At 50.9% G+C, this 25085-nt stretch carries 24 protein-coding genes; 18 read left to right on the top strand and 6 right to left on the bottom strand.

The annotated features are described in order from the left end of the window. Positions 1 to 35: 35 nt before the first annotated feature. Positions 36 to 239, top strand: coding sequence for a hypothetical protein (locus HZB31_12075; protein MBI5848659.1), 204 nt, complete (start codon positions 36 to 38; stop codon positions 237 to 239). Between the two features lie 102 nt (positions 240 to 341). Here HZB31_12075 and HZB31_12070 read toward each other — a convergent pair whose 3' ends face one another. Continuing rightward, positions 342 to 1613 carry an adenylate/guanylate cyclase domain-containing protein gene (locus HZB31_12070; protein ID MBI5848658.1) on the bottom strand — a complete coding sequence of 424 codons (1272 nt, stop codon included), beginning with the start codon at positions 1611 to 1613 and terminating at the stop codon, positions 342 to 344. A gap of 463 nt (positions 1614 to 2076) precedes the next feature. Between HZB31_12070 and glgC the strand changes: the two genes are divergently transcribed. From glgC to HZB31_11985, 17 genes are all read left to right on the top strand, one after another. Further along, complete coding sequence (gene glgC / locus HZB31_12065; protein ID MBI5848657.1) at positions 2077 to 3330, top strand: glucose-1-phosphate adenylyltransferase; 1254 nt, start codon at positions 2077 to 2079, stop codon at positions 3328 to 3330. Beyond that, positions 3327 to 4469, top strand: a complete 1143-nt coding sequence (locus HZB31_12060) for a DUF4388 domain-containing protein (protein MBI5848656.1) — start codon at positions 3327 to 3329, stop codon at positions 4467 to 4469. The genes glgC and HZB31_12060 overlap by 4 nt, the downstream gene beginning before the upstream one ends. A gap of 65 nt (positions 4470 to 4534) precedes the next feature. Beyond that, the gene (locus tag HZB31_12055; GenBank protein ID MBI5848655.1) at positions 4535 to 4903 is read left to right on the top strand and encodes a response regulator; all 369 of its coding nucleotides are present in this window, start codon (positions 4535 to 4537) and stop codon (positions 4901 to 4903) included. Further along, a complete protein-coding gene (locus tag HZB31_12050) occupies positions 4900 to 6153 on the top strand; it encodes an Hpt domain-containing protein (protein MBI5848654.1) in 1254 nt (417 codons plus the stop codon). Before HZB31_12055 ends, HZB31_12050 begins: the two co-directional genes overlap by 4 nt. Before the next feature lie 21 nt (positions 6154 to 6174). Next, entirely contained in the window at positions 6175 to 6888 is a 714-nt protein-coding gene (locus tag HZB31_12045) for a chemotaxis protein CheW (GenBank protein ID MBI5848653.1), read from the top strand. Continuing rightward, entirely contained in the window at positions 6881 to 7699 is an 819-nt protein-coding gene (gene tadA, locus HZB31_12040) for a Flp pilus assembly complex ATPase component TadA (protein MBI5848652.1), read from the top strand. The genes HZB31_12045 and tadA overlap by 8 nt, the downstream gene beginning before the upstream one ends. Continuing rightward, positions 7680 to 8378, top strand: coding sequence for a purine-binding chemotaxis protein CheW (locus HZB31_12035; protein MBI5848651.1), 699 nt, complete (start codon positions 7680 to 7682; stop codon positions 8376 to 8378). The genes tadA and HZB31_12035 overlap by 20 nt, the downstream gene beginning before the upstream one ends. A 10-nt stretch (positions 8379 to 8388) precedes the next feature. Beyond that, complete coding sequence (gene phnD, locus HZB31_12030; protein ID MBI5848650.1) at positions 8389 to 11247, top strand: phosphate/phosphite/phosphonate ABC transporter substrate-binding protein; 2859 nt, start codon at positions 8389 to 8391, stop codon at positions 11245 to 11247. Between the two features lie 27 nt (positions 11248 to 11274). Then, positions 11275 to 12126, top strand: a complete 852-nt coding sequence (locus HZB31_12025; protein ID MBI5848649.1) for a phosphate ABC transporter substrate-binding protein — start codon at positions 11275 to 11277, stop codon at positions 12124 to 12126. Beyond that, positions 12123 to 14147 (top strand): methyl-accepting chemotaxis protein, encoded by a 2025-nt coding sequence (locus HZB31_12020; protein ID MBI5848648.1) that lies wholly within the window; start codon positions 12123 to 12125, stop codon positions 14145 to 14147. The genes HZB31_12025 and HZB31_12020 overlap by 4 nt, the downstream gene beginning before the upstream one ends. After that, positions 14147 to 14632, top strand: a complete 486-nt coding sequence (locus HZB31_12015) for a purine-binding chemotaxis protein CheW (protein MBI5848647.1) — start codon at positions 14147 to 14149, stop codon at positions 14630 to 14632. Before HZB31_12020 ends, HZB31_12015 begins: the two co-directional genes overlap by 1 nt. Next, positions 14604 to 16397: a HEAT repeat domain-containing protein gene (locus HZB31_12010; GenBank protein ID MBI5848646.1), complete on the top strand. Its 1794-nt coding sequence runs from the start codon at positions 14604 to 14606 to the stop codon at positions 16395 to 16397. The genes HZB31_12015 and HZB31_12010 overlap by 29 nt, the downstream gene beginning before the upstream one ends. Further along, positions 16390 to 17253: a protein-glutamate O-methyltransferase CheR gene (locus HZB31_12005; protein ID MBI5848645.1), complete on the top strand. Its 864-nt coding sequence runs from the start codon at positions 16390 to 16392 to the stop codon at positions 17251 to 17253. Before HZB31_12010 ends, HZB31_12005 begins: the two co-directional genes overlap by 8 nt. Continuing rightward, positions 17250 to 18326, top strand: a complete 1077-nt coding sequence (locus HZB31_12000; GenBank protein ID MBI5848644.1) for a chemotaxis response regulator protein-glutamate methylesterase — start codon at positions 17250 to 17252, stop codon at positions 18324 to 18326. Before HZB31_12005 ends, HZB31_12000 begins: the two co-directional genes overlap by 4 nt. 51 nt (positions 18327 to 18377) lie before the next feature. Next, on the top strand, positions 18378 to 19151 hold the full coding sequence (locus HZB31_11995) for a GAF domain-containing protein (protein MBI5848643.1): 774 nt from the start codon (positions 18378 to 18380) through the stop codon (positions 19149 to 19151). Between the two features lie 11 nt (positions 19152 to 19162). Then, positions 19163 to 19543, top strand: a complete 381-nt coding sequence (locus HZB31_11990; protein MBI5848642.1) for a response regulator — start codon at positions 19163 to 19165, stop codon at positions 19541 to 19543. A 78-nt stretch (positions 19544 to 19621) separates the two neighbouring features. Beyond that, positions 19622 to 20119, top strand: coding sequence for a CBS domain-containing protein (locus HZB31_11985; GenBank protein MBI5848641.1), 498 nt, complete (start codon positions 19622 to 19624; stop codon positions 20117 to 20119). Positions 20120 to 20196: 77 nt separating this feature from the next. On the opposite strand, the gene HZB31_11980 is transcribed toward HZB31_11985, so the two are convergent. The 5 genes from HZB31_11980 to HZB31_11960 all read right to left on the bottom strand — a co-directional run bounded on the left by HZB31_11980 (position 20197) and on the right by HZB31_11960 (position 24903). Next, positions 20197 to 21030, bottom strand: coding sequence for a clan AA aspartic protease (locus tag HZB31_11980; protein ID MBI5848640.1), 834 nt, complete (start codon positions 21028 to 21030; stop codon positions 20197 to 20199). A 14-nt stretch (positions 21031 to 21044) separates the two neighbouring features. Then, on the bottom strand, positions 21045 to 21935 hold the full coding sequence (locus tag HZB31_11975; protein MBI5848639.1) for a phosphorylase: 891 nt from the start codon (positions 21933 to 21935) through the stop codon (positions 21045 to 21047). Between the two features lie 65 nt (positions 21936 to 22000). Further along, entirely contained in the window at positions 22001 to 22387 is a 387-nt protein-coding gene (locus HZB31_11970) for a TIGR03987 family protein (GenBank protein ID MBI5848638.1), read from the bottom strand. A 151-nt stretch (positions 22388 to 22538) separates the two neighbouring features. After that, entirely contained in the window at positions 22539 to 23888 is a 1350-nt protein-coding gene (locus tag HZB31_11965; GenBank protein ID MBI5848637.1) for a hypothetical protein, read from the bottom strand. A gap of 439 nt (positions 23889 to 24327) precedes the next feature. Then, positions 24328 to 24903, bottom strand: a complete 576-nt coding sequence (locus HZB31_11960) for a hypothetical protein (GenBank protein ID MBI5848636.1) — start codon at positions 24901 to 24903, stop codon at positions 24328 to 24330. Positions 24904 to 25085 lie beyond the last annotated feature (182 nt).

The raw sequence follows: 25085 nt of genomic DNA, 5'->3' as shown, positions 1-25085 counted from the left end.
CGGCATAATGCGGGCGGAGAAACGGAGGAACATCAATGGCAAAGTATACGGCTTCAATCGACGAAGAGACGCGACAGAGGATCCAGGCATTACCGGGGAGAGTACACTTTGCGGACTATATGAAAAAGGCGATTGCGATTTTTGTCGAAGAGCTCGAGAAAAACCCGGACCTGGGACCGGAGAATTTTACTGTCACTGTGTCAGTCCGGAAAGACAAAACGTATAAAGAAAAGAAATAGGGCGCGACATTTATAAAGGCCTTTTAGCAGACGGTCTCGCGGATATCAAAATAGGTGACAGGCGCGGGCCGGCAGACGTGACGTCCCTATTCGGTAATTTCATTATGGGTGGGCAGAATAAACAGCAATCTCCCCTTTTTTTCCTTTTAACGCTGTCTTGTCAAGAAAATCAAACAGGACCTGCTGTTCAGCGCCAAGCGATTCAAAAACCGATTCGCTTACAATCAACTGTCTGGTGTATTTTTTACAAAGCGATTCGATGCGTGCTGCGATGTTGACATTATCTCCGATTACGGTATAGTTCAGTCTGTTTCTGCTTCCGATGTCGCCGATAATAATATCTCCGTAATGAATGCCGATCCCGATGTCTTTGATTACCGGCAGCTCCCTCTCTTTGAGCGCCTGCTGTATCTCGGGGAGGCGGCGGAGCATTTCAGTTGCAGATGCAACCGCAAGGCCGCAGGGGTCTTTTAGGCTCTTGACCCCGAATATCACCATAATGGCATCGCCGATGTATTTGTCGATGATTCCGCTCTGTGCCGTGGCTGTCTGCTCCCACGCCGTAAAATACAAGTTCAGCATCTCGGTGACCGCCTCAGGCTCATAGGTCTCGCTGATGCCGGTAAATCCCCTGATGTCAGCAAACAGGATACAGAGCTTTTTCCTTGATGATTTATTGGATGGCCGGCGTAGAATTTCGTCGCGGAAGTTATTGTCAACATACCGGCCAAACAGCTCATTGATCCGTTCTTTCAGCGTGATAATCCTGATCCTTCCGATAGAGAGCGACAGGCTGAGGATCAGACCTCCAAAAATGATGTAAATATGTGCAGGGTCGGAGAGAAAAGCCCTGAACCCTTCCAGAAGATGAAAAACATCGAGTCTCTCTCGCATCGCCTCATATCCTATGTTGCCCGCAGCATACTGCTTCTCAGCGGACAGCTTCAGATCAAAATAAAAATAGAGGAAGATAAAGATGATCACGTTTGTCGTTGTGATAAGCGCCTCAATGATCTTCTTTCGGCTCCCGCCCGGGTACTGCGCTGCCACAGCCTGAAGGGCGCCGGTAATAATTGAAAAAACCCAGAAAAATATATGGCCGGTATTAAAAATAAAGGATGACCCTTCCCGGATTTCTACCAGTGTATATATCAGCGGTGCAATGAGTGAGCCAAAAAAACGAACCCTTCCCCTTGACCCATAACGTGCGAGGATTGTGGTCTGCACGAAGAGGATGAGAAGGAGCATGGTATGGCCGAAATTTCTGAAATAGTTCAGGAAGTCCATGCTGAAGTTCATCAGGATATAAAAGAGGGCATACTGGCCTGAATAAAGAATAAGTTCGTCTGTAAAGCGCGATGCTGATTCTCTCACGGCCCTCTCAACGCAGATTTCTTGAATTAGGTGCAGACGCTACGATCCGGCTTGCAAAGTATAACCCAAAGAGACTGCTTTCAACCAATACATTTGTGCTGCCTGTCTGTTATGGGATAAGCGCTCGTGAAAACCGGCCGCGGCAGCATCGAAATCCGACCGCTAAAATAATGAGGGATGACCTTGCCGATAGTGTGTGATTCCTGCTTCAGATTGCATCTATTTTCATGAACAGAAGTGGTTATCTCAGGTCTCTGAACAGTCCGCCACGAAGACCCTAACTCATTGACACTCTTGAATTTTGACTGATATACTCGTCATATGCGGTAAAAGTCCAGGGAGTGGGCAAGACCTGCTTAAGGTGCTCTGTCCCTGTCGCTTCGGAAGAGCGTATCTGTTTGTGGCGTATAGGGCATTAATGCATTTACCCGCAGGGCACAAGTCCTGTTTCTGGGGGCCAGAGATGAAAGTTAAGGAAAGAAGCAGAGAAAAGATGATGAAGGATGTCCTTGCCGTGGTCCTTGCCGGCGGCAAAGGAGAGCGTCTGCACCCGCTCACCATCCATCGGGCAAAGCCTGCAGTTCCGTTTGGGGGGAAATACCGCATCATCGATTTTACGCTCAGCAACTGCATTAATTCGGACATCAGGAAGATTGCGGTGATCACGCAGTATAAATCGCTCTCTCTTGACCGGCATCTTGCGCTTGGCTGGGAGAACCTTCTGAACCCGCAGCTTGGTGAATATATCTTTACCATACCTCCCCAGCAGCGCATTGATGACCGCTGGTATGAAGGCACTGCTGATGCGGTATTCCAGAATATTTATGTCATCGAAAAAGAGAATTCGCCTTATATCCTGATCCTTTCCGGCGATCATATCTACAAAATGGACTATGCCGAGATGTTCGATTTCCATCTGCAGAAGAATGCGATGGGTACGGTTGCGACCATACGGGTTGAAAAATCCATTGCCCCGGCATTTGGCATTGTCCAGGTGGACATTGACTCGCGTATCATCGGGTTTGAGGAAAAGCCCTCTGATCCCAAGACGATTCCGGGTGATCCGGAGCACTGCTATGCCTCGATGGGGCTGTATATCTTCAATACCGGAGACATCATAAACGAGCTGAAGACTGATTCCGGCAAGTCTTCTGCACACGACTTTGGCAAGAACATCCTGCCTGCGATGCTGAAGACCGAAAAGCTGTTTGCCCACGAGTTCAAGGACGAAAACAGGAAAGAATCAAAATACTGGAGGGATGTCGGGACGATCGATGCATACTGGGAGGCCAATATTGATCTGGTCTCCGTTGATCCCCAGTTCAATCTCTATGACGACAGCTGGCCGATGCGGACATACCAGGGGCAGTATCCGCCTGCGAAGTTTGTCTTCTCGCAGGAATATAAGGGGGGACGACTTGGCGTTGCACTCGACTCGATCGTATGCGGAGGCTGCATCATCAGCGGCGGCAGGGTCCAGCGTTCTGTGCTCTCCCCCAATGTAAGGGTGAACAGTTATGTTGACATCAGGGATTCCATCCTGCTTGAAAACGTTGAGATCGGAAGGCACTGCAGAATACGCAAGGCGATTATTGATAAAGACGTCTATATTCCTTCGGGCACGACCATCGGGTATGATCCCGAAGAAGACAGGAAGCGCTTCAGCGTGAGCCCAGGAGGCGTGGTTGTCATTCCCAAGGGTGCGGAGGTGCGATGAGCCTTGCCGGAAGGCTTGAGGACCTTGCCATTGCCGATATTTTCCAGATCCTGAGTATCGGGAAGAAGACGGGGACATTTCTGGTAAAGGGAGCACAGGGCACTGCACTTATTGTATTTAAGAACGGCCTCGTGGTGAGGGCAGAGACCGATGACCTTGAAGGTACGCTGGCTGATTTCATGCTGAAGGCAGGCATGATCAAGGAAACGGTCTTTCAGATGGCGGTGGAGGTCAAAAAAAAGCTTCCGGACCAATCCCTTGCCGACCTCCTTCTGGACCTTGGCGCTGTCAGCAGGGAAGCTCTTGAGCAGGCAACGAGAAAGAGAATTGAGCATGTTATCTATCGTCTCCTTCTCTGGGAAGGCGGCGATTTTCAGTTTGAACTTGACGACCTTGATATTGGAGACAAAACCGAACTGCAGGACCTCGGTTGGGAGCTTTCGAAGGGCCTGAGTCCTGAATATCTCCTTATGGAGGGCGCCAGGGTTCAGGACGAATCAGCAGAGTCATCGTTTGATCCGACCCAGGCCTTCACCATCGAAGACCACGGACAGAAAGAAGAGGCAGATGCAGGCACCGGCTGGGATGATAACTGGGGTGATTCTCCCGCGGCGGAGCGTAAGGATATTTCGGCTCTTAAATCGCTGACCCAGGAACTCCGTTTCCCGAACTCGACCTCCGAGATAACGCTTCTGGTCCTCAGGCTTGCAAGCGATATCTTTCAGCGGGGCGTGCTTTTCATGGCGGGGAAAAATCAGATCATCGGGCTTGGTCAGTTCGGCATTGAAGTGGAGAGGGCTGACGAAAAGATCCGCGGTATCGTTCTTTCTCTTGAAATGAGTACGTTTCTGAAGACTATCATACTGGAGCAGATGCCGTATAAGGGGCCTCTTGAGGACGATGACGTAACACGGTATTTTATGGATGAGATTGGCGGCCCCTGGCCTGAAGAAGCCGCTTTTTTCCCGATTGTTGCAGAGGGCAAGGTCGCTGCCGTACTCTATTGTGACAATGCCATTTCCCGGGACCCTATCGGCGAGACCGAAGGACTCGAGATATTCATCAGCCATGCGGGCCTTGCCCTCGAAAAGTCGCTGCTTCAGAGAAGGATTCATGAAATGGAAAAAGGCAGGGGGTAAGAAGCGGTCCGGGAGAGATTTTTTTGCAGATGTTCTGATACAATCTCAGCACATGTGGAGATTCTGTGAAAACCATTCTTATTGTTGAAGATTCAGCTACAACGAGGGCCCTGATACGGGCTGTTATCGACGAACTTGGTGACTATGAGACGGTCGAGGCAGGGTCAGGTTTTGAGGCGCTGAAAATGCTGCCTCAGCAGGAGTATGACCTGATCGTTACGGATATCAACATGCCCGACATCAACGGCCTCGAGCTTATCAATTTTGTGAGGAACAATCCGCGCTACAATCATCTCCCCATAATCATCGTCAGTACGGAGAGGAGTGAGGAGGACAAAAAACGCGGAATGGCCCTTGGCGCTACTGCCTATGTCACGAAGCCGTTCAAGTCATCTGAGCTGCAGGAAATCATCAAGAAAATCCTGGTCCCATGAGCACCTCCAAGAAAGAATTCATTGCAGAAGCCGAAGATCTCCTGCAGGAATCACAGAACCTGATTCTTGAGATACAGGATTCGGTTACCACCGGCATCAACCCGGACACCATCAATGCCCTCTTTAGGGCAATGCATACCCTGAAGGGTGTGTCAGGCCTCTTTGGACTCCAGGGCATCTCCAAGCTGAGCCATGCCCTCGAGGCGCTTATGGACGATGTGAGGCTCGGCAAGGTCGATGTGACCGACGCTATTGTTTCGTTTCTTTTTAAAAACCTCGATATCCTCCGCAGTCTTGTGGATGGCGTCGGCAACGAGCAGGAAAATGATGATATTGCCGCGTACCTCACGGACATTGAGAACTTCAGGAGCGGCCAGAAAGGACAGGGTGCGGCAGCTCCGGCCGAGAGTGTCATTGACCCTGCCATCATGAGGGTGCTCTCTGAATATGAGGAGCACAGGCTTAAAGCCAATATCAAGGAAGGCAAGGGCGTCTATCTCGCCAAGGCGGTCTTTAGCCTCGATATTTTCGACAAGGCGCTTGAGTCGATGACAAAGACGATCAAGACAATGGGTGAGCTTATCTCGACGCTCCCCACATCGTCGAATGTGCCGGACGGCTCCATAGGTTTTAATCTGATGTTTGGCAGCCTCCGGCGCCTTGAGGATCTGAAGAAGGAGATTAATGTCGAGATCGAGGTGCTCTCTGCACCGAAGGGTTTACCGGCAGCACCTGCGGCAGTGCCCTCCGCAGACAGCCAGAAGATTCAGGACACGCATCTCAAAAGCACGTCGACAACGGTCCGTGTTGATATTGAAAAGCTCGATCGAATCCTCAATACCATCGGCGAGCTTACGCTGGCCAAGGGGGCGGTCAAGAGGATCGGCACAGAGCTCATCGATAACTACGGCCACACATCTCTTGTCTATGATATTCACAAGATCTCCCAGACCCTGGAGAGGAGACTGGCAGAACTCCAGGACCAGGTCCTTGAAATACGCATGGTCCCCATCGGACAGATCTTTGCGCGGCTTTCGCAGATTGTCAGACGCTACTCACGGGAGATCGGCAAACAGATAGACCTTCAGATGTATGGAGAAGATACGGAGCTGGACAAATTTCTTGCAGAAGAGATCGTGGACCCGCTTATGCACCTGATCAGAAATGCCATCGACCACGGCATAGAGATGCCCGAGGAGCGGAAGGCCAAGGGAAAGAAGGAACAGGGGACCATCACCCTTAAGGCATAGCAGAAGGGCAACCATGTAATTGTGGAGGTGAAGGACGACGGCAGCGGAGTGAGCCTCGATAAGGTGCGTAAAAAGGCGATTGAAAAAGGGCTTATCGATGACGACGTTGAACTCGAAGACAAGGAGATCATCAATTTTATCTTTGCGCCGGGCTTCAGCACGAAGGATGTGGCCAGCGAGATGTCCGGCAGGGGCGTCGGCATGGATGTTGTCAAGGAAAAGCTTTCTGCCCTTGGCGGCTTTGCTGATATTGAGACCAGGACGAATGTCGGCACAACCTTCATGGTGACACTGCCGATAACCCTTGCAATCATTAAAGCGCTTATCGTGAGGGTTGGCGCCGAGAAGTTTGCCGTACCGCTTACTTCCATGTCCGAGACGCTCATCGTGAACCATAACGAAATCCAGACCATCGAATGGAAAGAGGTAATTTATCTGAGGGGCGAGATGCTGCCGATGATACGGGTCAGCACGTTTTTGGGTCTTCCGGGCGATGAGAACGATCGCTCTTTTGCGGTCGTAGTGGGATTCGGCGAACGAAAGGTCGGTCTTCTGATCGACGAGCTTTTCGGCCAGCACGAGATTGTTATCAAGACCCTCGGTGAGTACCTGAAAAAACTGAGGGGTTTTGCCGGGGCCGCTGAGATCGGCAAGCACGAGGTGATCCTTGTCCTTGATATTGAGTCGCTGATCGATGAATCGCTTCTGAAGCAGAAGGGGGCGGCCTATGTATGAGGAATTTTACGGCCTGACTGCGCGGCCGTTTACCAAGACGCCGGACCCGAAGTTCCTCTTTTTAAGCCGAAGCCATGAGGAGGCCCTTGCGCGGCTCCAGTATGCGGTTGAAGAGAAGGAGCTGATCCTGCTGACCGGCGATGTAGGCTGCGGAAAGACAACGCTGACCAGGGCGCTGATGGATATCCTGGGCGAACGGTACAAGATCGTCACGATCATCAACCCGGTGCTCACGCCGGCCCAGTTCCTGCGTGCCCTTGCAAAACGCCTCGATATTGATATCCCCTCTGTGTACAAATCTGACCTGCTGGATGCGATCTATGAAAAAGTATACAAGGAGTATGAGGCAGGCACCTCCATCGTCATCATCATCGACGAGGCCCAGCTCATCCCGAGCAAGGACACGTTTGAGGAGATCAGACTGCTTACGAATTTCCAGCTTGATAACACAAACCTTCTCAGTCTTATCCTTGTGGGACAGACCGATCTCAGGAAGAGGCTGAACCATAAGGCGTATATTCCGCTGAAGCAGCGCATAGGGCTCTATTATCATCTCGGCCCCATTGGCGAGGACGAGATACGGGAGTATGTCCAGCACCGGCTGAAGACGTCGGGAAGGGAACAGCTGCTCTTCACTGATGAGGCGCTGAAACTTCTTCACACCTATTCCGAAGGGGTGCCGCGCCTGATTAACAGTATCGCCACCTCTGCACTGCTTGACGGTTTTGCCCATGAAGCAGGCGTCATAGACGCTTCGTTAATCGACGGGGCTGCCCGGGAGATGAGTTTGCATGGATATAGCGAAAATTAGGAAAAAGGCGAAGGAGCAGCAGGCAGGGAAGCGGCCGGATGACCAGTCTGCTCCCCAGGATTCATCGGTTGCGCCATTATCCGCGACAGAGGTGAAGACAGAGACACAGGAACAGCCTCTTCCCGAAGAAGTTCAGTCTCCCGAACCTGAGACGAAAAAAACGGCGGTCAATGAGAAGGAACTGTCCGGCAATAATATGCAGGAAGTTGACGATGGTCAGGTTGAGCTTCTTACCTTCAGCATCGGCACAGAGGAATTTGCCTTTAAGGTCGCAGAGGTGGAAGAGATCCTCAGGCTGCAGAAGATGACAAAGGTGCCGACCATGCCGGACTATGTCATCGGCATTACGTCGCTCCGGGGGAAGATCATACCGGTCCTTGACCTGAAGGCACGTCTGAATCTCAAGGCCACGGGAGAGGCTCCCGAATATGGAACTGAGGACAATCCCGGAGGTGGCAGGGAAGCGAAAATACTGATTATCGCCGGCCCCCGGGGGTTTATCGGCGCAACAATCGACAGGGTTATGGGCGTTGTCAGTGTTGCCAGGGACCGGGTAATTGAGCCCCCTGCCCACCTGAACGAGGCGGAAATAAAATATATCGAGGGCATTGTCATTCTCGAAAAGCGGTTCATTTCGGTTCTTCGCGCTGAAGATGCGATGAACATTGAGATCGGATAAAGGAGGGCGTATGCAAGAAAGGCTTGAACTGAAGATCCTCACCCTGGTGATGATTTTGCTGGTCGTGGGGATCCTGTCGGCCGGTTTTATGGTGCTGACCATAGAGAAAAAGAGCCTCTACAGTATAACCGAATCGAGTCTCGATTCGACGGCGTCGATTATTTCCCAGGAAATAGCCCGCACCATGCTTGAGGGAAAAGCGGACATGACAAAATCTATGATGCAGGAGTTGAAGGATATAAAAAACATTGAGGAACTTGTGGTTCTTCATTATGACGGTCATCATGCCTTTAACGCTGACAGCAAAATCCGCGAGAGTGCCGTGATGAAGCAGCTGTCGGAGACGAAAAAATCCTTTTCCGTCCGCGATGTCAAGAAGATGACCTATTACAGACCGCTCATAAATGAGGAACGGTGCAAGACCTGTCATGCAACAGACCCTGCCGTACTTGGTGCGGTGAAGATAGGGTTCTCGATAGAAAAAGAATATAAGGAAGCGCTCGGATATATTGTTCTCGTTATCACGTTGACGATCCTGGCAGCACTTTTTTTCAGTGCCGTGCTTTGGTTCATGATCAGACGGATGGTGATCAAGCCGGTCAAGTCTGTTGAAGATGCGGCCCAGAAGCTGTCAGAGGGAGACATGTCCTTTAATGTCGAGATCAGAAGCACCGATGAAATCGGCAGGGCAAGCAGGGCGATCAAACAGTCCATGTTCTCCCTGTCCGATATTCTGAGAAGGATCAAGGACATTACAAAACGGGTAAATCATGTTGTTGTGGAAGTGGAGGGCGAGTCCAGAAAAATTGTCGAAGGTGCGGCGCTGGAGACTGAGGCGATCGCAGACATCTCATCTTCGATCGAAGAGATGAATGCAGCCATATCCGATATTGCAGACGGTACCGATGGCCTGGCAGCATCAGCGGAACAGACTGCCGCGTCCATGGAAGAGATGGTTACGAGCATTGCCGAGATCACCAACAGCACCCAGGACCTGTCGGTTGCGGTGGAGGCGACCTCTTCGTCCATAGAACAGCTCTATGCCACGAGCAGGGAGGTTTCGAACAACTCTGCCGCGCTTGTGGGTGCTGCTCAGGAGACTCAGGCTGCGATCATAGAGATTGCCGCTTCGGTAAAAGAGGTCGATCACCGGGTAAAGGAGTCTGCAACGCTTTCCGAACAGGTCAAGCGCGACGCCTCGACCTTTGGCATGACATCGATCGGCAAGACGATACAGGGCATGCAGGACATTAAAATATCGGTAGAAAAGACTGCCGGATATATCGAGAAACTGGGGGGCAGATCAGAAGAGATCGGCCAGATCCTGACCGTGATCGACGACATTACTGACCAGACGACGCTCCTGGCCCTGAACGCGGCAATCCTTGCTGCCCAGGCAGGCGAGCATGGCAAGGGCTTTTCTGTTGTTGCTGACGAGATCAAACAATTGGCTGACCGCACGTCGATCTCAACCCAGGAGATCGGTCTCCTTATCCAGTCCGTGCAGCAGGAAGTGGGCGATGCCATCGATGCCATGAAGGACGGGCTGAAGTCGGTTGAGACCGGGTTCAAGGTGACACAGGAAGCTGCCGATGCGCTCAGAAAGATTGTGGAAAGTTCTACGAAGTCCTCTGCGATGGCTGCCGCGATAGAGCGTTCTACGGCGGAGCAGTCAAAGGCAACCTCTCTGGTATCGGAAGCTATGGAGCGGGTGCTCAGCATGGTAGGACAGATTACGAATGCCATGGCCGAGCAGTTCAGCGGCATACAGCTCATCAAGACGTCAACCGAAAAAATGCGCGATATCTCCACCCATGTACGGACGGCAACGAATGAGCAGTCCTTAAACAGCAAACAGATCTCACAGGCCGTAGAAGTTGTCTCTGACAAGAGCCAGCAGATCTCGCGTGCGATCAATGAGCAGAAGATCGGTTCGAACCAGATCTGGTCCTCTGTCGAGAAGATCAAGGACATTCCCCGGGAGAACAAGGACCGCTCCTTCAAGCTCAACCAGCTGGTCAAGGAGCTGCACAAGGATGCGGAACTGATCTCTACGGAGATGGAGCGGTTCCGGTTTGCCGGCGAACAGGCCATGTCTGCCGGCGGTGTTCTGAGGATGGGCATTGTTCCGATTGAGACGCCGGCGCTTATGTTCAAGCATTTCAGCCCCCTGGCCGACTATCTGAGCAAAAAAATGAAGCGAAAGATAGACCTGAAGGTTGCGGTGGATTTTCAGGGGGCGATCAGGGACCTTGAGCAGGGTGTCACCCAATTCTGTTTTATGGGGCCGTCGACTTATAGCATTGCCCATGTAAAATTCGGTGCAAAGGTGCTTGTGAAGGCCCTCAATAACGGCAAGCCGTTTCATAAGGCGGTGATCATCACAAAAAGTGACAGCGGCATTAATTCACTGCAGGATATCAAGGGACGTTCCTTTGCCTTTGGTGATATCAATTCGACGTCGAGCCATGTTGTGCCCAGGGCAATGCTGCTTGCTGAGGGAATAGATCTCAAGGATCTGCAGTATTACAATTACCTCGGTCATCACGACGATGTCCTGAAGGCGGTCCTCAACGGGGATTTTGACGCCGGGGGCGTCAAAGAGAGTGCAGCGATCATGCATAAGGATATGGGCATCAGGGTGCTCAAGCTCTCGGAAGACATCCCTGAATTCAATTTTACGGCTTCAGCTGACCTTGACCCGCAGATCAGCAGGGATCTCAAGGCTGTTCTTATGGGGCTGAAGGAAGATGATCCCGAGACCAAACCGGTGCTGAAGGCGATCTATGAAAACTACACCGGGTTTACTGACGCGGAGGATGAGGATTACAGCACGATACGCATGATGATGTCCAAGATAGGTATATAAAGCAAACCCAAAAGGAGGACGGAGAAGATGAAAACAGGTGTGTCAAGGACCCCATATGAGGGATTAACGAAAAAGATTGCGCTCGGCATGATCGCGGCGCTTGTGATGTTCACAGGCTCTGCTTTTGCCGAAGAGAAGATCAGAATAGCCGGTGCGGGAGGGATGATCTCCCTGGGCACGGAACTGGCCAAGGCCTTTATGGCTGAACATAAAAACACGGTGATTGAAGTAAATCAGAAATCAATTGAGACGAGGGGCGGCATCATGTCAGCTGCAGAGGGCAAGGTGGACATAGGTATGGCGTCACGCCCCCTGAAGGAAGAGGAGAAGAAGCTTGGCATCACTGCAATCGAGATTGCACGTGTGGCCAATGTATTGGGTGTGAACAAAAGCGTACCGATTGTGGATATTTCTTCAGAAAATGTTTGCAAAATTTATTCCGGCAAGACGGTGAAGTGGAGCGAAGTAGGTGGACCTGCCGAACCGATCCTGCTGCTGACAAGGCCTGAGGCCGATGCAACCAAGGAAGCGGTAAGAAAGCATATTGCCTGTTTCAAGGACCTGAAAGAGCCCGCCTCTGCGGTGGTCGTGCCGACCCATCCTGAGATGAACAAGATACTCTCCGGCCGGCCGTTTACGATCGGCTTTACCGATACGATCGCTACTGACGATTCAGCAGGGGCTATCGTACCGCTGAAGCTCGACGGTGTTGCACCAACGGCGGAGAATGTCAGAAACGGCAAATACCGGATGATCAAGAATATGAACCTTGTGGTGAAGGGGGAGCCGAAAGGTGAAGCAAAGGCGTTTATCGACTTTGTAAAAGGGCCCAAGGGTGCGAAGATCATCGAGGCGAACAAGGCTGTCGCAGTCAAATGATTTTCGGAAAATCCATAACAGTCAAATTTGTCGCAACGGTCTTTGTCGTGCTGCTGGCGGTACAGTCTGTCGGTACGGTAGCCTTCATGCTCTACATTCGCTCATCGTTTCTTGAAGAGATTACCATGCGCATGAACCGGGCGGCATCGATCATGGCAGGGGTGAGCATGGCGCCGCTCCTGAGCTATGATTTTGCGCTCATTGACACGTACCTCGATGAAGTATCAAGGGACGAGGAGATTACCTCGATCCATATCTTTGACGCCCAGGGCAAAGTTGCCAGGGAGAAGATCAAGACGGATGACGCCGAGATCAGTACCCTGAACCCCTTTTATTTTAAAAAGGCCATGGTAATCACCGCGCCGGTCAATTCAGGCAATACCAAGCTCGGAGAGGTTTCACTCCATTTTACCGGCAAGACCGTTAATGACAATATCGGAAAAAGTATGCTCATAATTATCCTTTACCAGGGCATTGCGCTGGTAATGCTTGGATTTGTCATGATCTATTTTTTTCAGAAGAACATCAAGAAGCCTGTGCATGAGCTCAATATCGTCATAGAAAAGATCACCAACGGCGATCTTACGGCGGCAATACCTGACCTTGGCGATAACGAGATCGGCAGCATTGCGAAGGGCGTCAGGGTGCTCGAACTACGCCTCTCCCAGATGATTGAGAGGATCAGCCAAACGGCTGTCAATGTAGGTATGGCTATCAAGCAGGTGGACCATACGTACCGCATCGCAAGCGAAGGGATAGGCAGTCAGGCGGTTGCCGTCAAAAACGGTATCCGCTCGATACAGTTGGCGAATAAGTCCCAAAAAGAGGTCAGCGACAGCATCGAAAAGCTTCTGAATTTTTCGACCGAGAATGTGACTTCCCTGCTGCAGATGAAGGCAACGGCCGAGGAGATGTCGTCCCAGACACAGCGCCTATTCCGTTCGACCGAGGATTCGTATTCCGTGGTGCTTCAGATGTCCCAGGCATCGAAGTCCATATCGGCCAGTTCTTCAGAGGCCCTGTCTGCGGTAGAGGATACCTCTGCTTCGGTTGAAGAGGTGGGCGCCTCAGTGCGGGAGGTCGAAGAGCATGCTATCGATTCTTCTGCAATTGCCGACAGGGTGAAGGAAATCACCTCAGGTGTTGGTATGATGTCCGTGGTCAATGCGGTTGAAGGCATGGAAAGTATTTCCGGCCAGGTACAGAAATCCGCCGAGATCATCCAGCGGCTTGGAGCCAGATCGGTCGATATTGAGAAGGTGCTCTCGGTCATCCGGGATGTTACTGAGCAGACGAACCTGCTCAGCCTTAATGCCGCCATCCTTGCCGCCCAGGCAGGGGAGCATGGGAAGAGCTTCTCGGTTGTGGCAGATGAGATCCGCGCCCTTTCCGAGCGCACCGCAAGTTCAACGCGGGAGATCGGCGGGATTGTCAAAACCATCCAGAAGGATATCAAGGATGCCGTTTATTCGGTTGATAATGCAAAACTGAAAGTGGAAGACGGCAATACTCTTGTGGTGAAGGTCGGAGAGGCTCTGCGGGACATCCTGAATGCTTCTATACAGTCCTCTGACATGACCAAGGCGATTGAGAGGGCAACAGGGGAGCAGTCGCTCGGGCTGAGACAGATTACCTCTGCAATAGACGACATTAAAAAGGTGATTGTCAGCGTAACCAAGTCCACCAAGGAGCAGGAAAACGCGCTGAGTTATCTTCTTGAGGGCGTCGGGGACGTGAAAGAGGTTGCTGAACTTTCCAAACGCGGCGCAGGAGAACAGGCGGAAGGAACAAGACTTATAACAAGGAATATTGAACTTGCCAATGAGCGGATTAACCAGATCAATACAAATGAGTCGAATCAGAAGAAGGTGAACACCGAGGTCATCGCTGCCATGGAGAATATCAATGGCATCGGGACGGTAACCATGCAGAACATGGAGGATGTTTCAAATTCTCTTAAAACGCTCTTTAGGGAAATCGAGGCCCTGAAACAGGAGATGGAGGCCTTCAAGATCAGCTGATGTCCAAATACACGATATTCAATATAGGCGGGGATATTTTTGGCATTGATATTTCCCGTGTGCTTGAAATCCTCCGGGTGCAGAAGATCTTTTCCATCCCGGGACTCCCGGGATTTCTTACCGGGGTCATGAGCGTGCGCGGAGCTGTCATACCGGTCATGGATCTCAGGCTGAGATTCGGGATGAAGCCTTCCGGCAAGAAGGAACGGATTATCCTCGTCAGATACGGCGAGGAAAAAATTGGCTTTCTGGTTGACGAAATCAGGGAGATTCTGCGGCTGAACCCTGAAGACCTCAGGCCTTCTCCCTCAATTTTCAAGGGATTCAAGACAGAGTATCTGACCGGCCTGGGCAAGAAGGGAGATCAGATCATCATACTGCTTAATATAGACAACCTTCTGACGTCTGAGGAGAAGATATGGTTAAAGGAATCAAAGGAACTGCTGGAGGATAACGGTGCAGGAACTGGAAAAACAGCTCAATAACGACAACAATATTGAGGTCAGGCGCCGGGCAGTCGAGCAGATGCGAGGCCGGAAAGATGCCCAATATATACCGCTTCTTATCAAGGCAATGACGGATGTGAGCTGGCGTGTCAGGAAGTCGGCTGTCGATATCCTCTTTGAGGAGTATGGCCTGGATCAATATATCCGGGGCATGATCGAGCTCCTGTATATTGAAGAAAATGCAGGCGCAAGGAATTCTGCCATCGAAGCGCTTATTAAACTCGGCAGGAAGGCCACACCATTTCTCATTGAGGGATTCAAGACCTCCAACAGGGATGTGAGGAAGTTTATTATTGATGTGCTGGGAGAGCAGATGGACAGCAGGTCCCTGCCGCTTATGCTTGAGGCATTGAAGGAACGGAAGCCGCTTCGTGAGCCTGTGCTCAAGGCCCTCGGCATGCTTGCTGACCCTGCAACGCTCGGACCGGTAATAGCGCTGCTCCAGGAGACTTCAAAAAACATCCAGGAACAGGCCTTGCGGACTATTGAAAAGATGTATCACAACGGGCTCGGCGCCGAGGTCATTACCTCAGAATTCAGAAGGATACTTGGTGATAAGGCGATTGATCTTCTTATTGCCCATGCCTGGTCGAATAAAAATGAAGTGAGAGTTTCTGCCATCCTCATGCTCGGGCTGATGAAGGACGAGGCTGCATATGGGCCGCTCCTTGACATATCCCACGAGGAAGAATATGCGGATGACGTAAAGGGGGCCTTTGTATTTATCGGCAGAGATCGACCGGATTCACTCCTCAGACTTTTTGATTCGGGCAATGCCCATCAGCTCAGGTTTATTGCCGAAGTGGCAGGCGAAATTGTTTCTCCGGTGTACTATGACATGTTTGCGAAACTTCTGAACGACGAAGACGGACACGTGCGTTCCATCGCCGCAAGGAGCATCGCCAGACTGAACAAGTCCGAAGCGGTGCCCATGCTCATAAAACGTCTTGCTGATCCATACGAAGATGTCCAGGAGGCCGCTGTTGATGCCCTTGGCATGCTGCAGTATTCTCTGGATATCCATGAAATTCTCGCAATGCTCAGATCGGATTCCCCTGTGCTGAGGAGAAATGTTGCGCGTCTTCTGGGAAAGATGAAGGCCGATCGTGCGGTGAAGGACCTCGGGTTTGCGTTAAAGGACGAGAAGGTGGCGGTAAGGAAAGCGGTTGTGAAAGCTCTTTCCCAGATTGGGACGGAAGAGGCTGTTCGTTACCTCAAGTATGCGCTTACCGATGAGGACCCTGACATCCGGATCTCCGCGACGTTAAGCCTGGGTGCGATCGGCGGCGAGGGCATTATTGATTCGCTTACCATACTTACCGTCGACCCTGACAATTTCGTGAGAGTGTCCGCTGCCAGGGCTCTTGGCATGCTCAAAGACAGAAACTCAATAATTATCCTGGTGCCTCTGTTGCACGACGAAAGCGGTTTTGTGGTCACAACAGCGATTGAGGCACTGAAGGCTGTGGGAGGCGAGGAAGCGTGCAACGCTATATCAGGCATGCTTACCTCTGCAGACGACGAAGTGAAACGGACAGCTATCGCTGCGCTGGCGGAGTTTGAGGGAGTAACGGACCGTCTTGTTCCGTTTCTGCGGGACCCAGACTGGGCTGCAAGGATCGCCGCGGTGAAAGCACTGGGCAGGCATAGCCTGGCTGAAGTTCGGACTGAGCTTGAAAGACTTCTTGATACCGAAGAAGATCCTACGGTAATTAAGGCGGTAGAGGAGATACTGGGTGTTTGAGCAAGAAGAGATTATTCCTCTTCCTGAAGATGTCTTCCGCCTGATCCGGGACATCATTAAGGACTATTGCGGCCTGTATTTTGACGATACTTCCCGCTATCTTCTTGAAAAGAGGCTTTCGCGCCGTATCAGGAATCACCACCTGAGCGATTTCAGGGATTATTATCGGTTTATTCGTTATGACAAGCGGGCAGAGGAAGAGCTTACGGCGATCATGGATGTGCTTACGGTGAATGAAACCTATTTCTTCAGGGAACAGAACCAGCTCAAGGCTTTCAGTGAAGAGATCCTTGAAGAACTGAGGACCGTCAACCGGGAGAAGAAAACGCTCAGGGTCTGGTCGGCAGGGTGCTCTACCGGAGAGGAGCCCTATACGATAGCCATGCTTATCAATGAAAAGGGGCATTTTCACGGATGGGATATTGAGGTACACGGCAGTGATATCAACCAGCGGGTGCTTCAGACAGCGCGGCGCGGTGTGTACCGCAGAAACTCCTTTCGGACAACAGAACCCTATTTCATGAGCAAATATTTCGTCGAAGAAGATGGTTCTTTCAAGATCAGCGATGCGGCCAAGAAACATGTGAATTTCAGTTATCTCAATCTGCTCGATCCGTTTAAGTCAAAGTTTCTCGGGAAGATGGATGTCATCTTCTGCAGGAACGTGCTGATCTATTTTGACAATGCCTCCCGGCGGCGCGTGATTGAGAACTTCCATGACAGACTTGTTGATGGCGGATATCTGCTTCTGGGCCATGCAGAGTCCCTGATCAATATCTCAACCGCCTTTACCCTGAAGCATCTGAAAAACGATATGGTCTATCAAAAGCCGAACGGCACTATGGGGAATAAATGAAGACAAAGGTTCTTATTGTAGACGATTCAGCATACACGCGGCAGACGATGAAGAAGATCCTTGAGGAAGACAATACCCTTGAGGTAGTAGGTATTGCTACTGACGGTATTGATGCCATGGCAAAGACCCTGCGGTTGCAGCCTGACATCATCACCCTTGATTTCGAGATGCCGGGTATGGACGGATTCAGTTTCCTCCGGTGGCTTATGCGGGAGCGGCCGACGCCGGTGATCATGGTTACGTCTCATGCCGATTCAAAGACGGTCTTCAAGGCTCTTGAGCTTGGCGCGGTTGACTTCATTGCAAAGCCGACGCGTCGTGCATCGATCGAACTCCAGACCATTGAAAAGGATCTTCTCAGAAAGATTAAAGGCCTCAAGAATATCAGGCTTGATATCCTGAGCAAGAACCTCGAACTGCTTGATCAGGAAGAGGAAGAAGAGGTTGTTGAGGCGGGCAAAGGCAAGACGGGCAGGCATGATATCGAGATCGTTGCGGTGGGTTCCTCTACCGGAGGTCCTGCGGCGCTGCAGATCATTCTGACACGGCTGCCTTCTGATTTCAAGGCTGCCATGGTCATCAGCCAGCATATGCCGAAGGGCTTTACCGCTCCTTTGGCTGAGAGACTCGACCGGATGTCCCATGTCAGGATCAGGGAAGCGGCGGAGGGTGATATCATCGAGGCAGGGACTGTCTATATCTGTCCGGGGGGGCAGCATCTCAGCCTGAAAAGGCGGGGGAGCAAAAAACAGATATCGCTTAAGGAGGGCAGGTTTGAAGATAAATACATCCCCTCCGTTGACCATATGATGTCGTCGGTTGCCGAGCTTTACGGCATTGCCTCCATGGGTGTGATCCTGACCGGCATGGGCAATGACGGCAAGCACGGGATGCTGGATATTAAAACGCAGGGGGGGTATACTATAGCGGAGTCTGAAGAGACGGCTGTGGTATTCGGTATGCCCGCAGAGGCGATCAAAAACGGCGGCGTGGAGAAGATCCTTCCGCTTTCCGATATTTCCGCAGAGATCATCAGAATTGTAAACAACCCATCGGTCAGAGGGAGAAATTAAGTGGTAGAGAAAGAATCCAGCTATCTCAATAAAGCTGAAGAATTCATCCAGATGTTCAAGAAGGGTGAAGAATTTACAAAAGATATTCTCCGGGAAAATGAAAAACTGAGATTCAGGGTCGCCCAGCTTGAGGAGTCTGCCGAGCGCTCCGGCGATGAGGCGCGGATCAAGCTCTATGATGAGCGGATAAGACTTCTTGAACTTGAATTGAATTCCCTGAAGGACAAGTTCATAGAGGTCGAAGAGGAGAACAAGGATTTTGCCTCAAAGTATCTTGGGGTTGAGGAGGAGAACAATAATCTCGCCAACCTCTATGTTGCAAGCTACCAGCTCCATTCGACCCTCGATTTTTCCGAGGTGCTGAGGATCGTTGTCGAGATCGTGATCAACCTTATCGGTGCAGAGCAGTTCGCCGTCATGCTCATTGACGACAAGACGAATGATCTTGTTGCGGTTGCTACGGAAGGTATACAGGCTTCTGATTCTTTGCGGATAAAGATCGGAGAGGGCATTGTCGGCAGAGTGACCAAGGAGGGCGAAAGCTATTTTGCGGAAGACCTGAGCGTGATGCATGAGTTCAACTCCCTTGAGCCGATCGTCTGCATTCCGCTGAAGATAAAGGAGCACGTTATCGGCGTCATAGCCATCTATAAGCTGCTTACGCAGAAGTCGGGGTTCAATAATGTCGATTATGAGCTCTTTAATCTCCTGGCCGGTCATGCTGCAACAGCGATCTTCTCATCCCGGCTGTACACCCAGTCCGAGAGGAAGCTGACGACCATTCAGGGGTTCCTTGACCTTCTGAAAGATAAGCCGAAGAAATAGGAGAGAGCGAGATGCCAAATATTCTTGTGGTAGAAGATTCACCGACCATGCGGCAGTTGATCAGCTTTGCGATGAAGCGCATCGGCAATTCCCGTGTCATAGAGGCAACGGACGGCGTTGACGCACTAAAAAAACTGTCGTCCGACAAGATCGACCTCATCCTCTGTGATATCAATATGCCGGTAATGGACGGGCTAAAGCTCGTGAGCCTCGTGCGCGGCAATGCGACCTTTAAGGATATCCCGATTATTATGGTCACGACTGAGGGGGCCGAGGAGGACCGGAAGCGGGCGATTGCGATCGGCGCCAATGCCTATCTCCCCAAGCCTATCCAGACACAGGAACTGATCAGGCTGGTCAATACCTATCTTGGCGGCGGGAGTCAACCATAACTTTCGGCGTATGCCCTGACTGTCCGTGTTACAACCTTACTGACAACACAAAATCTAATTTTTTCTGCGGAGTTTTTTATGAGTGCTACAGACAATAACGATCGCTGCAAACATTTAAAATCAAGCATTGGCTTTGAGATGCTCGTTCGGGATGTGATGACCTCCAATGTCATTACGGTCCAAAAATATGAAAATATCATGCCGGTGGCAAAAATATTGTCCGAAAAAAATATCAGCGGCCTGCCGGTGGTTGATAAGGAAAACCATGTGGTCGGTATGATTACCCAGGCTGATATTCTCTCCATGATAGGGGTGCGAAAGGAACATACGTTCAAAGACCTTTTGAAACATATGCTGGGGGAACAGCTTCCTGAACAAAAAGCAGGAGACATTGTGGCAGATATCATGGTTTCCCCTGTTGTGACCATTAAGCGCGATATGAATATTGCCGAGGCTACGCAGCTCATGGATGAAAAGAGGATCAGGAGACTGGTCGTGGTGGATGAACAGAATGTGCTTGTCGGGATCATATCGCGGGCTGATATCCTGAAGGCGGTACTCAGGAAACTGCAGTAGAGCCTTTTCCTGCTGCGGCGCAGCCTTGTTTCAGGGAATCAATCGTTGCGCGATATCTCTTCTCGGCCTGTCCATCATCAATATTGCCGCCAGTGCATGGGTACCGAGTTGGTGATCGCATAGTTGTTCAATTTAGTAAAGAGCCTGTCGGCCTCGCGGTATTGTCTGACCGCAAATTCCTTCAGTTCCTTGTGGCGGTTCGGGTCAATCTTCTGCGTGTCCAGGGAAACCATGAACTGTTTCCACTCAGCGCGGGTCGCAGCAAAATTCCTGAAGTTGCTCCGCCACCACATTTCATCATGACCGCCCGGCATGTATTCTCTGTCCGGCAGCTCCTCGAAAACAACCACGAGTCTTGCCGTGTCAATCCTGATTGCATAGTTTGCCATGAAATCCATGCCGATAAGGCCGTCAAAGGCATCGGATAGCGAGCTTACGATATTTGTAGGAATGAATGTATCCTCTGCGCTGCCTACCTGCACGGAATCGACGATCGTGAGAATGGACGGCGTCTGACCGCCGATGCCTGCTGAAGAGGTCATGAGTTTGGCCTCGTCTTGGTCAAAGATCCCGAGTCTCCTGGCAAGCCGGTCGAATATGATCATGCCGGGAGCGCCGGTATCCAGGACCATCCTGGCAGTGACTGAGCCATTCAACTGGACCGGTATGATCACGCGGCGCGAACCGCCTTCAAAGGCAGTATAGGTCACCTCATGTTTCAGCGGTTTCCTCGCCCCCTCTTTGGGCGAAGAAGATCTCTCGCCTGAGGCGGGCCTGCCCGGGGTCTCTGCAGAAGGGCTTGATATATCCGATCTTTTCCGATACCGCTCCAGGTCCTGATCAGAAAAAGTCGGAACAGAGTCAGCATGGGCAAAGGTCGGCATGAGACAGAGAAATGCGAAAACCGACAAAAACAGTATCCTATTCATAGCGGAAGAGAAACCTCTCTCAGAAGAGAGAACGGCCCGGTCTCTTTTCTGAGGAGTTCCAGGTGCTCCGGCTTCCTCACAAGCAGACAGCCTGCAAAACCGAGGGAATTGACCGAGATGTCGTGATAGAATTCCTTTGATCTGGGCACCAGAAGCATCCATTGCCGCGTAACGAGCAGACAGTAAGGCCCGGACTGTTTTACTGCTTCTCCTTCGCGCGGGACCGACATGCCGAGTTCTGCAAGCATATCCTTATATAAGCCAAGACTCTGGGAAACAGGGGAAAGCGGAAACCCGCTGCTGTCCAGCTTAAAACGGGCGAAAGAGTGCTGGAGCACAAAACTGCTAAGCCGCTTTATTCTGCCGATCTCCTCTATCTCATCAACCAGCGGCTGGATCGGTATTGAGGGCCCCTGGTTAGCGAGCGGCAGAGGAACGATCTGCAGATGCTTATGGGCCTGGCTTGCGCCTGCGGCCTCTCCGCCGTTATAAAAGCCTACGGCATCGTATTCTTCCATACAGCTCCAGAGGGCCTCGAAATCTGCAGGGCTGAGAAGGTTCTCCTGCTCCTCGAACTCCCGCGTCACGACCAGCAGATGCCGTTCCATGACATTGAACTTGTTCAAAAGCGCCAGATGCGTTAGGCTGAGGTCAGCCACGAAAAGGTCTATTTCATAAGGCAGGAAAGGGTCTCCCTTCTTTTCCTGTGCCCTCTTCAGCCGGTCTTCGTCCTTGCATACAAGGTTTGAGAGGATGCGCACCACGAAACGGACGCCATTGTCTTCGATATACTCCGACGCGGTGCTGATCGGAAGCAGGGCACCCGAGGCAAGGGCACGCAAGGACACTTCATCGATCAAACGGAGCAGGTCGCCTTTTCTGAACATAGTGATACTATTATCCATAAATTTTGTCCGGATGTAATCAGGTCATGAAATGCGATCCCGCAGCTTCAGGAGATCATTTTCATTCTCATCATCCCCGCGACAGCGCCTCCGATAAAAGCGAGCAGCCAGCATCCGTAAATTGAAATACTGACGCGGTGGAATACCAGATTGGCGGCTTCAGCCCGTTTTGTGCCGGAGGCTATCAGGGCCAGAAGGAAATGGAATGCCATCCCGGACAGGGAAGCGATCCCTAGTATCGTGTGCCATACAGGCGGTTTGCCGTATGCAATTGAGATCTGGTTCATTTGGGATGTTCCCAAAAAGTCACAGAGCAGGCCTGCGCCGAAAATGATCAGGTGCTTGCGGTGAAGGCCCTGGCGGCGTCCGCTGAAGACCGCCCAGGTATACAATATCAGCGCCATCACCATCCATACGACGGCTTGTATCAGCATGGGGCTCATATCAATGTCCTGCCTGATGCTGTAGCGTTGAGCCTGGTTGGAAACCCAGGTCTCAAGCTGCGGCAAGAAGCAAGACCTGAGTGGTTTCTTGCTGTCATACGTTCGGCTTACTGCCTCATCAATAGCGTCCCGGCTGCTCCAGCTACTGCGTTATATTTACCTGGACACTGTCAACATAAGACAGGGAGGTTTCTGCCTGTCCGTTCATAGTGGTGTCTATCCCGAAGTAAACAGTGTATCTGCCGGCCGGCAATCCGGACTGGCAGTCAAGAAAAACCGTAGGGAGGCCAAATAAGGCATACTGATACGCAGCCGGCATGCCGCTCAGGCTGCCGATGGGGCTCCACAAATTCGGCAGGGAAAAATAGTATAATCCAAACGGCGTCTCCGCATAACCCCACCAGTCGGCGTTTGTTCCGTTACCTTCTCCGGGGGCAAGATCGATAGAAAGCTGAAGCGGGTTATCTGAACTGACCGTGAGGGGCCCATCTGAGCCGTTTGCCTTGATGTCAGGCCGAATCCGGCCGGCCTGCCCGTCATTGGGGCAGCCACCCGTCCCTTTCCAGCAGTTGTAATAAATATTGAGCACGGGCAGAAATTCGGCAGTCGCCTTCTGATTGCCTGCCATACTGGGATGGTCATCGCCGCTCGGATATTCGTTGGTGTTAGGCTCGAGATCGTCGTCGCCATCGGTGATGTGCGCCAGTGCAGATCCTGTCCAGCGGTGGTGATTTCCTGTGTTCAGGCTCAGATCATTGGCGTTTGAATTGCCTCCGTTGGTTGTTAACACATTGTAAAAATCGAACACTCCAACGTTCTTATATGGATAGTCTTTGAGCCATTCCTTTACCAGCCACTGGTTAAACGCCCTGGCATTATTGGCCCAGGTGCCGTCGCTCAACGGCGGCGCAGTAATAACGATAAAGAGTTTGTCCTGCCTCGCAGCAAAATAATTCAGCAGGTCGTTGTAAATGCCCTTTGCGTTTGCGATTGTATGATACGCTGAACTGCTGTCCTGAGCAGTAAGGGGGTTACTGCCGATCGGCGGTACGATGTCAGATGCATTTCCCTGAAGTGCGGAATTGGGAAAGCAGGACTTAACCATGATGATCTGATTTTCACCCGCGGGCTTTACAGAAAGACGTGAATAGGCGGCGTTCTGACCGCTCTCATTATAAAGTGCGCCCAGTATTGCCTGGCTGTCCGGCCCCCTGAACCAGCTCCACCAGTTTCCTATGTCGGTATAATCGCCTATGCCGTTCGGACCCCACCCGTAGTTGGTATCGCTCACATAGTAGTTGTTATTGGCCAGCGCGATACCCAGGCCCCCGTCGGTATCGGACAGCCAATTTTCACCTGTTGAATGGTGGATGAATATCAGGCTTGCCGCAGCCGGTGGATTTGGATTCAGGGCTGTTCCTTCGGCAATAGAAATCCCTGATGTTATGGAACCCGCAGATAGTAAGAAGATAAGTAAAGCCTTTTTTAACATGTCTCCCTCATTTTTTAGGCCGGCCCGTCAGAGCAGTCCAGATCAAAAATCATCTCATATGTATCATTATGCCAGAGGCGGCAGTCAAATTAAAGCACCGATGCCAAGCTCCCTGATCTCTGGTTCATCATCTCGTGCCTACCGGGCACTTCTCATGCCCCAAACATAGCCCCATTATTCAGTAATCATCAATAAATACAATCACTGGCTCGGTCCGAGTGTGTCTGTCGTAATCGTGGTTCTTGTTCTCTGCCACAGATCCGTATGGTTTCTTTTTGAAAATGTACTGAGGTGTTTTCTGTATGCTCTTTCTGCTGATTCCCATTCGGCGCGCAGCGCCGGATGGGAACGAGATGCGTCACCCGCGCGGGTAACAACCAATGTCAAAATCAAATTAGCATTATTCCGCGCCGGTGTGGACGTTATTGTTCGGCTTCTTTTATTTTTTTTGATAGTTACCGATGCCGAGCTCTTCTGCGAAGGCTGCGTTTATATCGCAATATTTCTTCTTCCCTTTTATTGTTTTCTTTGGTTCAAAGTGGAAAGTAGGTTCCCCGAGTCCTCCTTCTTTATTATGCTTTAGATCGTATACAATGAATTCAACTGATTCTGAATCAGCATACGATTCACCAAACTCTCGCTTTCCCATTATTAGCACAATGGGCATCTTCTTTTGTGAAGCCGAACGAAGAACTCGAATATCTTGCAAAAAACAATCCGCTCCCTCCATGGTTGCAACACCATTCTTAAGGGGAAGACCTTTTTCATCCGGAAAGGTGACAAGATGCCAATGCTTCTCTGGCTCAAGGTCATTTGGGTAGTCTATATAAAACGTGAACAAGCTAAAACCATGAGCATTGTAGTTCTCACGCCAAGACAAGAAAACGATATCCTTTTTTCCGTCACCATTTAGATCAACCTGATTTGGACCATTTACTAATTGAAGCACTTGCATGTTGGCATATTCACTCTTTGGCTTTTCGATGTTGCGGGCATGTAATACAAGCGGATTCATCAGGAAAGATACGAAAATTACAAGACTACATTGAAGAATCTGATAACGTATCATATTTTTCGCACAATTGAATCATGGTGACCTCAAAACTGGTAATGTAATTTGTCGAGAAAAACATAGCCAGAGGAGGCACACCATGACTCAGAAGAATTGTAGCAAAAAGATGGGCAAAATAATCCAGA

The organism is Nitrospirota bacterium (assembly GCA_016235245.1).
Taxonomy (GTDB): domain Bacteria; phylum Nitrospirota; class Thermodesulfovibrionia; order Thermodesulfovibrionales; family UBA6898; genus UBA6898.
Note: the sequence above shows the minus strand (reverse complement) of the source record. Positions and strands in the feature narration are given on the sequence as shown.

Coding starts and splice junctions, on each gene's coding strand:
- HZB31_11960 (MBI5848636.1), bottom strand. CDS start 24,903: ATGAATCCGCTTGTATTACATGCCCGCAACATCGAAAAGCCAAAGAGT.
- phnD (MBI5848650.1), top strand. CDS start 8,389: ATGCAAGAAAGGCTTGAACTGAAGATCCTCACCCTGGTGATGATTTTG.
- HZB31_11985 (MBI5848641.1), top strand. CDS start 19,622: ATGAGTGCTACAGACAATAACGATCGCTGCAAACATTTAAAATCAAGC.
- HZB31_12025 (MBI5848649.1), top strand. CDS start 11,275: ATGAAAACAGGTGTGTCAAGGACCCCATATGAGGGATTAACGAAAAAG.
- HZB31_12000 (MBI5848644.1), top strand. CDS start 17,250: ATGAAGACAAAGGTTCTTATTGTAGACGATTCAGCATACACGCGGCAG.
- HZB31_11970 (MBI5848638.1), bottom strand. CDS start 22,387: ATGCTGATACAAGCCGTCGTATGGATGGTGATGGCGCTGATATTGTAT.
- tadA (MBI5848652.1), top strand. CDS start 6,881: ATGTATGAGGAATTTTACGGCCTGACTGCGCGGCCGTTTACCAAGACG.
- HZB31_11965 (MBI5848637.1), bottom strand. CDS start 23,888: ATGTTAAAAAAGGCTTTACTTATCTTCTTACTATCTGCGGGTTCCATA.
- HZB31_11990 (MBI5848642.1), top strand. CDS start 19,163: ATGCCAAATATTCTTGTGGTAGAAGATTCACCGACCATGCGGCAGTTG.
- HZB31_12020 (MBI5848648.1), top strand. CDS start 12,123: ATGATTTTCGGAAAATCCATAACAGTCAAATTTGTCGCAACGGTCTTT.
- HZB31_12075 (MBI5848659.1), top strand. CDS start 36: ATGGCAAAGTATACGGCTTCAATCGACGAAGAGACGCGACAGAGGATC.
- HZB31_12015 (MBI5848647.1), top strand. CDS start 14,147: ATGTCCAAATACACGATATTCAATATAGGCGGGGATATTTTTGGCATT.
- glgC (MBI5848657.1), top strand. CDS start 2,077: ATGAAAGTTAAGGAAAGAAGCAGAGAAAAGATGATGAAGGATGTCCTT.
- HZB31_12060 (MBI5848656.1), top strand. CDS start 3,327: ATGAGCCTTGCCGGAAGGCTTGAGGACCTTGCCATTGCCGATATTTTC.
- HZB31_12050 (MBI5848654.1), top strand. CDS start 4,900: ATGAGCACCTCCAAGAAAGAATTCATTGCAGAAGCCGAAGATCTCCTG.
- HZB31_12035 (MBI5848651.1), top strand. CDS start 7,680: ATGGATATAGCGAAAATTAGGAAAAAGGCGAAGGAGCAGCAGGCAGGG.
- HZB31_11995 (MBI5848643.1), top strand. CDS start 18,378: ATGTTCAAGAAGGGTGAAGAATTTACAAAAGATATTCTCCGGGAAAAT.
- HZB31_11975 (MBI5848639.1), bottom strand. CDS start 21,935: ATGTTCAGAAAAGGCGACCTGCTCCGTTTGATCGATGAAGTGTCCTTG.